The 14,415-nt window shown below is 69.9% G+C and carries 12 protein-coding genes; 7 read left to right on the top strand and 5 right to left on the bottom strand.

What is annotated here, in order from left to right:
* Positions 1 to 9: 9 nt before the first annotated feature.
* From ACIRB7_RS03690 to ACIRB7_RS03680, 3 genes are all read right to left on the bottom strand, one after another.
* Positions 10 to 252 carry a hypothetical protein gene (locus ACIRB7_RS03690; protein WP_403591748.1) on the bottom strand — a complete coding sequence of 81 codons (243 nt, stop codon included), beginning with the start codon at positions 250 to 252 and terminating at the stop codon, positions 10 to 12.
* 93 nt (positions 253 to 345) lie between these two features.
* The gene (locus ACIRB7_RS03685; protein WP_403591745.1) at positions 346 to 2,754 is read right to left on the bottom strand and encodes an HAD-IC family P-type ATPase; all 2,409 of its coding nucleotides are present in this window, start codon (positions 2,752 to 2,754) and stop codon (positions 346 to 348) included.
* Positions 2,755 to 2,842: 88 nt separating this feature from the next.
* Positions 2,843 to 3,139: a DUF2530 domain-containing protein gene (locus ACIRB7_RS03680; protein ID WP_403591742.1), complete on the bottom strand. Its 297-nt coding sequence runs from the start codon at positions 3,137 to 3,139 to the stop codon at positions 2,843 to 2,845.
* A 183-nt stretch (positions 3,140 to 3,322) separates the two neighbouring features.
* Here ACIRB7_RS03680 and ACIRB7_RS03675 point away from each other — a divergent pair, with 183 nt between their 5' ends.
* Positions 3,323 to 4,768, top strand: coding sequence for an NCS2 family permease (locus ACIRB7_RS03675; protein ID WP_403591739.1), 1,446 nt, complete (start codon positions 3,323 to 3,325; stop codon positions 4,766 to 4,768).
* On the opposite strand, the gene ACIRB7_RS03670 is transcribed toward ACIRB7_RS03675, so the two are convergent.
* Positions 4,738 to 5,010, bottom strand: coding sequence for a hypothetical protein (locus ACIRB7_RS03670; protein WP_403591737.1), 273 nt, complete (start codon positions 5,008 to 5,010; stop codon positions 4,738 to 4,740). The genes ACIRB7_RS03675 and ACIRB7_RS03670 overlap by 31 nt on opposite strands.
* 261 nt (positions 5,011 to 5,271) lie before the next feature.
* On the opposite strand from ACIRB7_RS03670, the gene ACIRB7_RS03665 reads away from it, so the two are divergent.
* Complete coding sequence (locus ACIRB7_RS03665) at positions 5,272 to 5,715, top strand: MarR family winged helix-turn-helix transcriptional regulator (protein ID WP_403591734.1); 444 nt, start codon at positions 5,272 to 5,274, stop codon at positions 5,713 to 5,715.
* A 27-nt stretch (positions 5,716 to 5,742) separates the two neighbouring features.
* A complete protein-coding gene (locus tag ACIRB7_RS03660) occupies positions 5,743 to 7,080 on the top strand; it encodes an MFS transporter (RefSeq protein ID WP_403591731.1) in 1,338 nt (445 codons plus the stop codon).
* Positions 7,081 to 7,285: 205 nt separating this feature from the next.
* On the opposite strand, the gene ACIRB7_RS03655 is transcribed toward ACIRB7_RS03660, so the two are convergent.
* Entirely contained in the window at positions 7,286 to 7,792 is a 507-nt protein-coding gene (locus ACIRB7_RS03655) for a GNAT family N-acetyltransferase (protein WP_403591728.1), read from the bottom strand.
* Between the two features lie 96 nt (positions 7,793 to 7,888).
* Here ACIRB7_RS03655 and ACIRB7_RS03650 point away from each other — a divergent pair, with 96 nt between their 5' ends.
* The 4 genes from ACIRB7_RS03650 to ACIRB7_RS03635 all read left to right on the top strand — a co-directional run bounded on the left by ACIRB7_RS03650 (position 7,889) and on the right by ACIRB7_RS03635 (position 14,390).
* Positions 7,889 to 10,126, top strand: a complete 2,238-nt coding sequence (locus tag ACIRB7_RS03650) for an FG-GAP repeat domain-containing protein (RefSeq protein WP_403591725.1) — start codon at positions 7,889 to 7,891, stop codon at positions 10,124 to 10,126.
* Between the two features lie 74 nt (positions 10,127 to 10,200).
* Complete coding sequence (locus ACIRB7_RS03645; RefSeq protein WP_403591722.1) at positions 10,201 to 12,465, top strand: FG-GAP repeat domain-containing protein; 2,265 nt, start codon at positions 10,201 to 10,203, stop codon at positions 12,463 to 12,465.
* 113 nt (positions 12,466 to 12,578) lie between these two features.
* Positions 12,579 to 13,181: an RNA 2',3'-cyclic phosphodiesterase gene (gene thpR, locus ACIRB7_RS03640; protein ID WP_403591720.1), complete on the top strand. Its 603-nt coding sequence runs from the start codon at positions 12,579 to 12,581 to the stop codon at positions 13,179 to 13,181.
* A 219-nt stretch (positions 13,182 to 13,400) separates the two neighbouring features.
* Complete coding sequence (locus ACIRB7_RS03635; RefSeq protein ID WP_403591717.1) at positions 13,401 to 14,390, top strand: aldo/keto reductase; 990 nt, start codon at positions 13,401 to 13,403, stop codon at positions 14,388 to 14,390.
* The last annotated feature ends 25 nt before the right edge of the window (positions 14,391 to 14,415 follow it).

Raw genomic sequence — 14,415 nt, 5'->3', positions numbered from 1 at the left:
CCTCCACGGTCATTGCTCGTCGACGCGCTCGCACACAACGAATCCCGGTTCGATTTCCGAGCATTCGAAGACCGGCTGATGGCTCCCCACCGTCATCGTCGTGCCCACTTCCTCGGCGCGGCCCGCTGGGTGGTACGCGAGCGAGAAGTGACGGTCCGCCTCGGGGTACTTCTCCAGCAGACCGCGAAATTCCACGATCAGTCCGTCGAACTCCTCCGGGACGGTGTCGCTGCTCGTGCGTTGTTCCGCCATGACCGCCTCCTTGGTCATAGAAGTCAGAGACGCGGTCCACCTGTTTCAGTTTCTCGCCGTTAGCGCCCAGGCGCACACGCGCCCTGTCACGCCCTACGCCGGGACCCTCCGGTCCACCCATCGCCACGCGGTCTCCAGGAGCAGGCCTCCCGTCGCCGCGATCGCCACCGCCGCCCACGGCATCGTCGTGCCCACCAGTCTCAGGGCGAAGAAGTCCTGGAGCCAGGGAACGATCAGGACCAGGAGGAAGGCGCCGCCCATCGTGGCGACCAGGGTGAGGCGCCACCACGTGTACGGGCGGGCGATGATCGCCAGAACCCACATGGAGACCAGGAACAGGGTCAGGGTGGCGGCGCTCGTCTCGGCTTCCAGGGCGCCTTCGCCGCGGTAGTGGTGGCGGGCCAGGAGGTACGTGGTGAAGGTGGCCGCCGCCGCGATGACGCCGCCGGGGATCGCGTACCGCATCACCCGCCGTACGAAGTTCGGCTTGGCGCGTTCCTTGTTGGGGGCGAGCGCGAGGAAGAACGCCGGGACGCCGATCGTCAGGGTGGAGAGCAGCGTGAGGTGGCGGGGGAGGAAGGGGTACTCGACCTGCGAGCAGACCACCAGGACCGCCAGGAGGACCGAGTACACGGTCTTCGTGAGGAAGAGGGTCGCCACGCGCGTGATGTTGCCGATGACCCGGCGGCCCTCCGCCACCACCGACGGGAGGGTGGCGAAGCTGTTGTTCAGGAGGACGATCTGGGCCACTGCTCTTGTCGCTTCCGAGCCCGAGCCCATCGAGACGCCGATGTCGGCGTCCTTCAACGCCAGGACGTCGTTGACGCCGTCGCCCGTCATCGCGACCGTGTGGCCGTGGGACTGGAGCGCCGCCACCATGTCCCTCTTCTGCTGCGGCGTGACCCGGCCGAAGACCGCGTTCTCGTCGAGGACCTTCGCCATCTCCTCCCGGTCCGTGGGGAGCTGCCGGGCGTCCACCGTGTTCGCCGCGCCGGGCATGTCGAGCTTTCCCGCCACCGCGCCGACCGAGACCGCGTTGTCACCGGAGATGATCTTTGTGGCGACGTTCTGGTCGGCGAAGTACGCGAGCGTGTCGGCGGCGTCGGGGCGGAGGCGCTGCTCCAGGACGACGAGCGCGGCCGGGCGGGCGTCGGTGGCGAGCTCGGGGTCGTCGAGCTCATGTGTCGTACGGGCCAGGAGGAGGACCCGGAGGCCCTGTTCGTTGAGGTGGTCGATCTCGGTGAGGGTCGGGTCGTCGGCCTTCAGCAGGACGTCAGGGGCGCCCAGGAGCCAGGTCGAGTTCTCGCCGTCTCCCTCGCTGAAGGCCGCTCCGCTGTACTTACGGGCCGACGAGAACGGCAGCGCCTCCGTGCACCGCCACTCCACCGTGTCCGGGTAGGCGTCGATGATGGCCTGGAGGGAGGCGTTGGGGCGCGGGTCGGACTCGCCCAGGGCGCCGAGGACCTTCCGTACGTACTCCTCTTCCGTGCCGCCCAGCGGGCGCAGCTCCTTGACGTCCATGCCGCCCTCGGTCAGCGTCCCCGTCTTGTCCAGGCACACGACGTCGACGCGCGCGAGGCCCTCGATGGCCGGCAGCTCCTGAACGAGACACTGCCTGCGGCCCAGGCGTACGACTCCGATGGCGAAGGCGACGGAGGTCAGCAGGACGAGGCCCTCGGGGATCATCGGGACGATGCCGCCCACCGTGCGGGCGATCGAGCTCTTGAGGTCGTTGTCCTTGACGACCAGCTGGCTGATGACGAGACCGATCGCCGTCGGGACCATCATCCACGTCACGTACTTGAGGATCGTGGAGATTCCGGAGCGCAGTTCGGAGTGGACGAGCGTGAAGCGGGAGGCCTCTTCCGCGAGCTGCGCCGCATAAGCCTCGCGGCCGACCTTGGTGGCGGTGAACGCGCCGCCGCCGGCGACCACGAACGAGCCCGACATCATCGGGTCGCCGCGTTTCTTCACGACCGGGTCGGCCTCGCCCGTCAGCAGCGATTCGTCGATCTCCAGGCTGTCGGCCTCGGCGACGACGCCGTCGACGACGACCTTGTCGCCGGGGCCGAGTTCGATCAGGTCACCGAGGACGATCTCGGAGGTGGAGAGTTCGGCGGTCACGCCGTCGCGGCGGACGGTCGGCTTGGCCTCGCCGATGACGGCGAGCCCGTCGAGGGTCTTCTTGGCGCGGAGTTCCTGGATGATGCCGATGCCGGTGTTGGCGATGATCACGAAGCCGAAGAGGCTGTCCTGGATCGGCGCGACGAAGAACATGATCACCCAGAGGACGCCGATGATCGCGTTGAAGCGGGTGAAGACGTTGGCGCGGACGATGTCGGTCGCCGAGCGGGAGCTCCGTACGGGTACGTCGTTGACCTCGCCGCGCGCGACGCGTTCCGCGACCTCGGCCGAGGTGAGCCCCGCGGCGCGGTGGACGACGGGCGGGCCGGCCGCCTCGGTCTCACTGCCGTCCGTGTCGATCTTCGCCCGCTGAGTCATGTTCTCGACGGTACGACCGGAACGGGGCGTTCACCTGCTGAGAAGGGCGAAGATCAGACCGGGGGAGGAGGGGAATGGTCCCCAGGTGCTACGCGCCCGGTGTCGTCTCCTGGGCGCCCTCGGTCGCCGCCGCCGCCCGCGCCGCCTCGTGCCGCTTGATCGCCGCGTCGCGCTTCCGTACGTACCAGATGCCGATCAGGCCGAGGCCCGCTCCGGCCAGGCAGGTCCACACCCACCAGGTGAGGTCCCGGTCGTCGAACCAGCCGTAGAACGGGACCTGGACGAGGAAGAGGGCGAACCAGAGGATCGTGCCGCCGATGATGGTGGCGACGACGGGCCCTTCGAGGGGCTCGGGTGCCTCGTGCTTCGGTGTCCACTTCGCCATGGGGCCAGTCTAGGTGGCCGGGCTGATGGCCTGGTCGGCCGGCGCGAGGTGGGGCAGATCTCTATCTACGCGCGGAGATAGACGCCCCCTCGTTCATGTGTTCATACTGAAACGGTTTGCCTCTGGCGGGTTTCCTTCGTATGAACCGCCAAAAAGGACTTCTCCGAAGAGGAACCCCACCCCATGAGCACCACGGCCACCGCCAAGGCCACGCCCCCCGGGGGCCCCGGCGCCCCCGTCTCGGGCCTCGACCGCTACTTCAAGATCTCCGAGCGCGGCTCGACCGTCGCCCGCGAGGTCCGTGGCGGTTTCGCCACCTTCTTCGCGATGGCCTACATCATCGTGCTGAACCCGATCATCCTCGGCAGCGCCAAGGACATGTACGGGCACCAGCTCGACAGTGGCCAGCTCGTCACCGCCACCGTCCTCACGGCGGCGTTCTCGACGCTCCTCATGGGCGTCATCGGCAACGTCCCGATCGCCCTCGCCGCCGGCCTCGGCGTCAACACGGTCGTCGCGCTCCAGCTCGCCCCGAAGATGTCCTGGGCCGACGCCATGGGCATGGTCGTCCTCGCCGGTGTCGTCGTCATGCTGCTCGTCGCGACCGGTCTGCGCGAGCGCGTCATGAACGCCGTCCCGGTCGGCCTGCGCAAGGGCATCGCGATCGGCATCGGCCTCTTCATCATGCTCATCGGCCTCGTCGACTCGGGCTTCGTCTCCCGTATCCCCGACGCCGCGCACACCACCGTCCCGCTCCAGCTCGGCGGCGACGGTCACCTCACCGGCTGGCCCGTCCTGGTCTTCGTCCTGGGCACGCTCCTCACCCTCGCCCTGATCATCCGCAAGGTGCCGGGCGCGATCCTCATCTCGATCGTCGTCATGACGATCGCCGCGATGGTGATCAACACGGTCGCGACCGTCCCCTCCTGGGGTCTGACCACCCCGGAGTGGCCCGGCAACCCGGTCGCCTCGCCCGACTTCGGCCTGGTCGGTGAGGTCAGCCTCTTCGGCGGCTTCGAGAAGGTCGGCTACCTGACCGGCGTCCTCTTCGTCTTCACCGTGCTGCTGTCCTGCTTCTTCGACGCCATGGGCACGATCCTCGGCGTCGGCGACGAGGCCAAGCTGATCGACAAGGACGGCAACTTCCCCGGCATCAACAAGGTCCTGCTCGTCGACGGCCTGGCCGTCGCCTCCGGCGGCGCGACCTCCTCCTCGGCCACCACCTGCTTCGTGGAGTCCACGGCCGGTGTCGGCGAAGGCGCGCGCACGGGTCTCGCCTCGGTCGTGACCGGCGGTCTGTTCTCGGTGGCGCTGTTCCTCACGCCGCTGGCGACGATGGTCCCGTCCCAGGCGGCGACGCCCGCGCTGCTCGCGGTCGGCTTCCTGATCCTGGCCGGTTCGGTCAAGGACATCGACTGGAGCGACTTCACCATCGCGGTGCCGGCGTTCCTGGCCATGGTGATGATGCCGTTCACGTACTCGATCACGAACGGCATCGGCATCGGCTTCATCGCGTTCAGCGTGCTGCGTCTCGCGGCCGGACGGGGCCGTGAGGTCCCGGTGGCCATGTACGCCGTGTCGGCGGTCTTCGTCTTCTACTACGCGATGCCGGCGCTCGGGCTCACGTGAGCGTGGGGTGAGACGGCCGCCGCGCCGTCCGTCTCACCCGCCGCCCCGTCGGCCGTCCCCTCGGTCTCCCCGTAGAACCTCTCCGTCTCGTCGACGGCGGTCTGGAACCGCTCGTCGAAATCCTCCCGAATGAGCGTCCGGACGACATAGTCCTGGACGCTCATTCCTCTTCTCGCGGCGTGACTCCTGAGCCGGTCGAGCAGCTCACCGTCGATGCGCAGGCTGAGCACTGTCGATCCCATGCCGTTCAGGGTCGGGGCACCCGGGGCCTCATTGCGTCACTTTCTGGATCCGGCTCACTCGTTCGGGTGATACATCGATGCCGGAGTGTGATCGGGCCTGCACTGTGCTGCCGGGCGTTCGCTCCGTGGGGTGGGTGTGATCCTGTGCGGCGGGTGTGATCCAGTGCGGCGGATGTGATCCGTGTGCCGTGGGTGTGATCCGCGCGACGTCGGCGCGTTTCCATTGGTATTTAGCGAGAGTAATGAGTTAGGCTAACGAACATGCCAGACCTGTCCCACGGCACCGCCGACGACGACGCGGCCGTGAACGCGCTCCGCTCCTCCGTCATGCGACTGGGCCGACGCCTCAAGCACCAGCGCGTCGACGAGTCGCTGAGCCCCACCGAGATGTCGGTGCTCGGCACCCTCGCCCTCTGCGGCTCCGCCACCCCCGGTGAGCTGGCCCGCAAGGAGCACGTACAGCCGCCGTCGATGACCCGCATCGTCGCATTGCTCGAAGCCAAGGGACTGGTCCGGCTGGAGCCTCACCCCGACGACCGTCGGCAGAAGGTCGTCAGCCCGACCGAGCGGGCCGAAGCCATGCTCGAAGAGTCCCGCCGCAAGCGGAACGCCTGGCTGGCCACCCTCGCCGAAGGCCTGGACGAGGACGAATGGGCCAAGCTGCGCGCGGCCGCCCCCGTCCTGGAGAAGCTCGCCCATCTGTAGACCCGCAGCCGAGGAGGCGAACGCACTTTGAGTACGGGACCCGGAGCAGACTCCGCACCCGTCCACAAACCCACCCTCAAGACCCGTGGGCGGGGGGAAACCTTCTCCTCGCTCCGCATCCGCAACTACCGGCTGTTCTTCACCGGAGCCATCGTCTCCAACACCGGTACGTGGATGGCCCGCATCACCCAGGACTGGCTGGTCCTGAGCCTCACCGGCTCGGCCGCCGCCGTCGGCATCACCACAGCCCTGCAGTTCCTGCCGATGCTGCTCTTCGGCCTGTACGGCGGTGTCATCGCCGACCGCTACCCGAAGCGCCAGCTGCTCCTCTTCAGCCAGGCCGCCCTCGGCCTCTGCGGTCTCGCGCTCGCCGTCCTCACCCTCTCCGGGCACGTCCAGGTCTGGCACGTCTACCTGATCGCCTTCCTCCTCGGCATGGTGACCGTCGTCGACAACCCGGCCCGGCAGGCCTACGTCTCCGAGATGGTCGGCCCCGGCCAGCTGCGTAACGCCGTCTCCCTGAACTCGGCGAACTTCCAGTCCGCGCGGCTCGTCGGCCCCGCCGTCGCCGGTGTCCTCATCGCCGGGGTCGGCAGCGGCTGGGCCTTCCTCCTCAACGGCCTGTCCTTCCTCGCCCCCCTCGTGAGCCTCCTGCTCATGCGGACGAGCGAACTCCACAAGGTGGAGCGCGCCCCGCGCGGCAAGGGTCAGCTGCGGGAGGGCCTGCGGTACGTGGCAGGGCGGCCGGATCTGATCTGGCCGATCGTCCTCGTCGGCTTCATCGGCACGTTCGGGTTCAACTTCCCGATCTTCCTCACCGCCTTCTCCGGCGACGTCTTCCACGTCGGCGCCGGTACGTACGGCTTCCTCAACACGCTCATGGCCGCCGGATCCCTCGTCGGCGCCCTCGCGGCGGCCCGGCGCGGCTCGACCCGGCTGCGGATGCTGGTCCTCGCCGCCGGTGTCTTCGGCGTGCTGGAGATCGTGGCGGCCCTGTCGCCGGCGTTCTGGCTGTTCGCGCTGCTGCTCGTACCGATCGGCATGATCGGCCTCACGGTCAACGTCACCGCGAACTCGGCCGTCCAGCTGGCGACCGACCCCGCCATGCGGGGCCGCGTGATGAGCCTCTACATGATGGTCTTCGCCGGCGGCACCCCGATCGGGGCGCCGCTCCTCGGCTGGATCACCGACACGTACGGCGCCCGCGCGGGCTTCGCCACGGGCGGCGTGATCTCGCTGGCGGCGGCGGTCGTCGTGGGCCTGGTGCTGGCCAGGGTGGGCGACCTGAAGGTCGCCTGGGGCTGGCGGCACGGGCACCCGCAGGTGCGGTTCGTGGCGCGCGAACGGCTGGCCACCGCCGCGTAGCCCTTGGGCGGGCGGCGGCCTGGGTGTGTGGGCCGGGGCCGGGGCCTCCGCGGGGGAGGGAGTGTCCGGACTGCGTCTCACCGCGCTTCGCGCGAGTTCAAGACGCTTTTACGTCCGGACACTCCCTCCCCCGCTCCGGCCCCGGCCCCTCCCGCCGTCGTTGTCAGACCCGCCGCTCCGGCCCCGGCTCCTCCCGCCGTCGTTGTCAGACCCGCCGTTCCAGCACCTGGCCCTGCCACTCGTCCACCGCGAACGTCTCGGTGCGGGTGAAGCCCTGGGCCTCGTAGTACGCGATGAGCCGGCCCTCGCTTCCCGCGAAGCAGTCCACCCGCAGCAGCGATATCCCCTGCCGCCGGGTCTCCTCCGCCGCGTGCGCGAGCAGGGCGGCCCCCACCCCGTGGCCGTGGAAACGCGCGTCGGTGGCGAGCAGCCGTACGTACACCTCGGGCTCGTCCGCCGGCGCGATGTGCTGCCCGGGGTGCGGCGTCAGCGTCATCGTGCCCGCCGGTACGCCGTCGATCTCGGCGATCCACGGGTCGCCCTCGGACATCGTCCGCTCGACCTGCTCCACCGCCTTGGGACGCGTCGAGAAGGGTTCAGTGCCCCACTGTGCGGTGATCCCCTTGCCGTTGAGCCACACCACAGCACTGTCCAACACGCTGAGTACGGCGGGGAGATCCTCGGCCCCGCCCTTCCTTATGGCGATCTTCATCCGCCGAGGGTAGCCACCGCAGATGTTCGTACAACCCTTCGATGGAGTCGGGAGTCATGTAGGGCGTATCCGTAGAGGTTGGGGAGGGAACACACCTTGCGTACTGCTTTGACGCGCCGTGTCTCGATGTCGGTGGGGATCGTTCTGGCGGTGGCCGCCGCGGGGCCGCTCGTCGCGCCGGCGGCCACGGCCGCCACCGCGCCGACGGCGGCGATGGCACCGGCCGCCGAAACCGCCACCGCGCCGATCCAGGTTCCGTTCCTGGCGTCGGGCGGAGAGGTGATCGGCGCGGGGACCACCGGCTTCCTCACCCGCGACGCCGACGGCGTCGAGCGCTGGACCCGGTACGCGGACGGGGTCTCGAAGGTCGTCGGAGAGGGCGCCACGGTCCACGGTTCCGCCTCGGACTCCGTGGTGCTCTCGTGGCCCAAGATGCAGCGGTACGGCACCGAGAAGGCGGAGGTGTACGACATGGCCACCGGCGCCGCCCCCGTCACCTTCAACCAGTTCAGCGGATACGTCACGGGCGCGGTGGGGGCCGCGCTCTTCGACGACGGGTGGGAATTTCATCCGTATCTCAGCACCCAGGTGGGAGGTGTCCGGACCGAACGTCACGTGGTCGGCATGACGGAGGGCACGTCGAGCGATTTCTCGCTCGTGGACAGCCTGCCCGGCACCGCCCTCGGGTACTACGCGGGCACGTACCCCGAGACGACGCCGCGGAAGCTGGTGGTCGTCGACATCGCCGGTGCTCGGGTCACCGAGACGTACGCAGTGGGCGAAGGGGCGTCGGACAGTGCCTCGATCTCGCCGGACCGCGTCGACTGGACGGAGTACGTGGACGGGAAGACCGTCCTCGTGTCGGCGAAGCGCGGCACTGACGAGGTCACACGCGTGCCCCTCACCGGAGCCGGTCAGAGCTCCTTCAAGGGCTCTCTGGGCGGCGGCTGGTTCGTGCTCGGTGAGCAGTGGGAGAGCCCCACGACGGGAGGAATCGTGGCCCGTTCCCTGGCGGACGGGACCTCCTCCAAGCTCCTCGACCATGCCGAGAGCGTCATGAAGGCGGCCGACGGCACCGTGCTCGCCATCGGGACCACCGCCGACCGCGGCACGGGCGTGTACCGGCTCGCGGTCAAGGACGGGAAGCCGTCCGCCGAGCTGATCGCCACCACCGGCGAGCCGCCCGCCCCCACCACCCCGATCAGCTACACCGACCACGCCGTCCCCGCCGTCCTCAACCTCGACGGCGTCGCCAAGTCCCGGTTGAGCTGGAAGTTCTCCACCACCAGGGCGGATCTCACGATCGAGCTCCAGCACGAGGAGTCGAAGTCGACCTTCCGCCAGACCCTCCGCCCCCGCACCTCCGGCGCCGGAGTTCTCCCTGACGGATCGTTGGGCATCGACTGGGCCGGGGAGACGGGGCTGTGGAGCCCCACCCCGAAGGCCGCTCCCAACGGGGCGTACGAGTGGAAGGTGACGGCCAGGCCCTGGAACGGGATGCCGCCCGTCACCGCCACCGGCACGTTCGAGGTGACCCGCACGCCCAAGGCACACGACCAGTCGGACAACGGCTCGCCCGACCTGCTCGTGCGGGGGCAGGGAGTCGACGCGATCGACACGCGCTGGGACGACGCCACGGGACGGCTCGTCGCGGGCGACACCCGCAGCTCGGCGGTGAACGCCAGGGACTGGAACGCCTACGACCGGGTCGAAGCCGTCGGCGACATCGCGGGATCCACGGTGTTCGACGTCGTCGCCCGGGACAAGACCGGCGTCCTGTGGCTGCACGTCGGCGCCCCGTCGAACAGCAGCTGGCCCACGCAGGTCGGCGGCGGGTGGAACACGTACAACCTCCTCGCGGGTGGCAGCGACCTGACCGGTGACGGGCGGTCCGACCTCGTCGCGGTCGACAAAGCCGGTGACCTGTACCTGTACAACGGGACCGGTTCCGTGTCCGCGCCGTACGGGGTGCGGAAGAAGATCGGGGTCGGCTGGGGGATCTACAACGAGCTGACCGCTGTCGGCAACATCGCGGGTGCTCCCGCCGGTGACCTGCTCGCGCGGGACAAGGCCGGTGTCCTCTGGCTGTACCTGGGCAAGGGGGACGGTACGTACGCGCCCCGCATCATGGTCGGCGGCGGCTGGGGCGGGTACCGGGACATCGTCGGCATCGACGACGCCAACAAGGACGGCCGTCCCGACCTGTACGTGCGGAACGCGACGAACCAGGCGTACTTCTACGCCGGTACGGGCGACTGGCGGGCTCCCTTCGCGGGACGCGTGGCCACCCAGGTCGGGGCCGAGCCCGGGACGACGTACAACCAGGTGTTCTGACGGCGGTCAGCCGGAAACGACGTATTCATCGAACGCAGCAGAAGTCAGTAGGGGAACACGCTTTGAACAGTGTCTTGTCGCGTCGCATCTCGGTGTCGGTGGCGGTCGTCCTCGCGGTCGCCGCTGCCACACCACTGCTCGCGCCGGCCGCCACCGCCGCCCCGGCCTCCGCCGCCATGGCCCCGGCGGCCCCGGCGGCGACCGCTCCGGCCCCGGTCCCGTTCCTGGCCTCGGGCGGACTGCTGAGGGGAGCGGGGGCCACCGGATTCGCGTCCTACGGCGCGGATGGCACGTCTCGCTGGACCCGGTACGCGGACGGTGTCTCGACGGCGATCGAGACGGGCGACAGCGATTTCATCCTCGGCTCCGCCTCGGACGTCGTGGCTGTCGTCACGGAAGTACCCCGCCGCAGGCATGACCAGCGGGCCAAGCTGTACGACATGGCCAGTGGCGCCGCCCCCGTCACCATCGAACTGACGGGAGACGCCTTCGGATCGGTCGAAGCGGTGGCGGGGTCGTTCCTCGTCATGAACGGGATGGATACGTACCCGAAGATCGTCAGCAGGAGCGGGGACACCGACACCGTCCAAAGGGTGATGGACCCGTACGACAGCTTCTACAGCGACTTCAGCCCCGGCGACAGCCTGCCCGGCCTCGCTTTCGGTGCTCTTCACTCCTACGGGACCCCCTCGGGTGAGAAGTTGGACATGGCGGTCGTCGACCTCGCGACCGGCCGTCTCGTGGAGAGGTACGAGGCGCCCGTGTCGTTCTCGACCGGGGCCCTCAAGCTGCTCTCCCCGAGCCATGTCGGGTGGACGGAGGTCGCGAACGGGAAGGTCGTCCTCGCCTCGGCGAAGCGTGGCGCGGCCGAGGTGAGGCGCGTTCCGCTCGCGTACGACAGTCAGGCGAGGCTCGTCGGAGGCCTGATCGGCGACTGGTTCATGTCCGCCGACACAGCCGCCACCGCTCCCGGCGTACCGCAGCAGGGATTCACGGCCCGTTCGCTGACGGACGGGACGACCGTTCCGGTCCTCAACCACGCCAGGAGCGTGACGAAGGGCCCCGACAACACCCTGCTCGCCCTCGGCACCACCGACCGGCACGGCGAGGGCGTCTACCGGATCTCGGTCGGCGCGGACGGGAAGCCGGCCACCGAGCTGATCGCCTCCACGGGCGAGACCGACGGGAACACCACCCCCATCACCTACGTCGGGCACGGCATCCCGGCCGCCATCCACCTCGACGGCGTCGCCAAGACCCGACTGGCCTGGAAGTTCTCCACCACCAAGGCCGACCTGGCCATCGACTTCAAGCACAAGGCGACGGGTCGTATCTACACGGAGACCGTCCGTCCCGGCACCACGGGCGCCGGAATCTTCCCGGACGGTTCGCTCGGCCTCGACTGGACCGGAGACCTGACGGCGCTCGGCCGGTATCCGGCGGCTGCCCCCAACGGCGCGTACGAGTGGAAGGTGACGGCCACGCCCTGGAACGGGATGCCGCCCGTCACCGCCTCCGGCACCACCCAGGTGATCCGCACGCCCAGGGTGCACGACTACACCGGCAACGGCTCCCCCGACCTGCTCGTGCGGAAGGCGAACGGCTCCTTCGACGGGTTCGACACACGCTGGGACGACGCGACGGGCCGCCTCGTGCGCGTCAGCTGGGGCAGCGCGGGGGGCGGCGGGAACTGGGGCGTCGACGACCTCGTCGAGTCCGTCGGCGATGTGGCGGGCGCGACAACTCCCGACATCCTCAGCCGCGACAAGGACGGCGTGCTGTGGCTGCACCTGGGGAACGGGCAGGACTCCTTCGCGCCGCCCGCGAAGGTCGGTGGCGGGTGGAACACGTACGACCTCCTCGCGGGTGGCAGCGAGTTGACCGGTGACGGGAGGTCCGACCTCGTCGCGGTCGACAAGGCCGGTGACCTGTACCTGTACAACGGGACCGGTTCCGTGTCCGCGCCGTACGGGGTGCGGAAGAAGATCGGGGTCGGGTGGGGCATCTACAACGAGCTGACCGCCGTCGGCAACATCGCGGGTGCTCCCGCCGGTGACCTGCTCGCGCGGGACAAGGCCGGTGTCCTCTGGCTGTACCTGGGCAAGGGTGACGGGACGTACGCGCCTCGCATCATGGTCGGTGGCGGCTGGGGCGGGTACCGGGACATCGTCGGTATCGGCGACGCCAACAAGGACGGGCGTCCGGACCTGTACGTGCGGAACGCGACGAACGAGGCGTACTTCTACGCCGGTACGGGCAGCTGGCGGGCTCCCTTTGCCGGGCGCGTGGCCACTGAGGTCGGGGCCGAGCCCGGGACGACGTACAACCAGGTGTTCTGACGTACGGTCAGGGCTGCTGACGTACAGCCAGGTGCTCCGACGGGGGCGGGCAGGCCGTCGGTGCCGGACCCGCGGTGCGCGGTCCGGGGCCGGCGGCCTGCCATGCTTTCCCCATGAGGCTCTTCGCCGCCGTCCTGCCGCCGCCCGAGCAGCTGGACGAGCTCGGACACGTCGTCGACCGGCTCCACCGGCTGCCCGGAGCCGACCGGCTCCGCTGGACCTCGCGGGCCGGCCGGCACCTCACGCTCGCCTTCATGGGCGAGGTCGGCGAGGAGCTGCTGCCCGAGCTGCGCGTCCGGCTCGCCAGGGCCGCGCACCGCACCCCGCCGTTCCCGCTGCGGCTGCACGGCGGCGGCCACTTCGGGCGGCGGACGCTGTGGACCGGGGCCGCCGGGGACCTGGACGAGCTGCGGCTGCTCGCCGAGCGCGCGGACGCCGCCGCGCGCCGGGCCGGGGTCCCGATGGACGAGCACCGCCGCTACCAGGCGCACGTGACACTGGCCCGGGCCCGCCCGGGCGAGGACGTCGACCTGCACCCGTTCCTCGACGAGCTCGGCGCCTTCGAGGGCACACGGTGGCAGGTCGGCGAGCTGGCGCTCGTACGCTCGAACCTGCCGGTGAGCGGGGTGCCGGGTGAGCAGCCCCGGTACGAGAGGGTGGACGGCTGGCCCCTGGAGGGGCGGGGTGACGGCGGGAGGGCGCGGACGGCCGGGTAACCTCGAGGGGTGGATCCGAAGACCCGTAACCGAATCATGGCCGCCGTACTCGTGCTGATGTTCGCGATGATCGCGGTGGCCTCCGTGGCCGGTCTGTAGCCGTCGCCTCCGGGCGCTCCCGCCCTCTGCCTCAGCCGTCGCCTCCAGGCGCTCCCGCCCCCCGCCCTCGCGGGGAACCCTCTTGCTTCGAGCGCACTCGAAGCAGTTGGCTTGACGCCCATGGAGTACACGCAGCTCGGACGCACCGGACTCAAGGTCAGCCGACTCGTCCTCGGGACGATGAACTTCGGCCCCCAGACGGACGAGGCCACCAGCCACGCCATCATGGACACGGCCCTCGACGTGGGGCTCAACTTCTTCGACACGGCCAATGTGTACGGCTGGGGTGAGAACAAGGGGCGGACCGAGGAGATCGTCGGTTCCTGGTTCGCGAAGGGCGACGGCCGCCGCGACAGGACCGTCATCGCCACCAAGGTGTACGGGAACATGGGCGCCGACGGTGAGGCCTGGCCCAACCACGACAAGCTCTCGGCACTGAACATCCGCCGCGCGGTCGAAGGCAGCCTCAAGCGCCTCGGCACCGACTACATCGACGTCTACCAGTTCCACCACATCGACCGCGCCACCCCCTTCGAGGAGATCTGGCAGGCCGTCGACGTCCTGATCCAGCAGGGCAAGGTGCTTTACGCCGGCTCCTCGAACTTCCCCGGCTACAAGATCGCCCAGGCCAACGAGGCCGCTGCCCGGCGCGGCTCCGTCGGTCTGGTCAGCGAGCAGTGCCTCTACAACCTGTACGAGCGGCGTGCCGAGATGGAGGTGATCCCGGCCGCGCAGGAGTACGGCCTCGGGGTCATCCCCTGGTCGCCGCTGCACGGCGGCCTGCTCGGCGGTGTCCTGAAGAAGGAGACCGAGGGCAAGCGGCGTACGGAGGGACGCGCGGCGGCCACGCTCGCCGACCCGGCGGCGCGGCAGCAGTTCCAGGCGTACGAGGACCTCCTCGACAAGCACGGTCTTGAGCCGGGCGAGACGGCTCTCGCGTGGCTGCTGACCCGGCCGGGGGTCACCGGGCCGATCGTCGGCCCGCGCACGCCCGAGCAGCTGACGAGTGCGCTGCGCGCCCTGGAGGTCGAGCTGAGCGAGGAGCTCCTGGCCGCCCTGGACGAGATCTTCCCGGGCCCGGGGCCGTCCCCCGAGGCCTTCGCCTGGTAGGCGCGCCTCTTCAGGCCCCGCCGCC

Source organism: Streptomyces sp. NPDC093795 (assembly GCF_044764665.1).
GTDB lineage: Bacteria > Actinomycetota > Actinomycetes > Streptomycetales > Streptomycetaceae > Streptomyces.
Note: the sequence above shows the minus strand (reverse complement) of the source record. Positions and strands in the feature narration are given on the sequence as shown.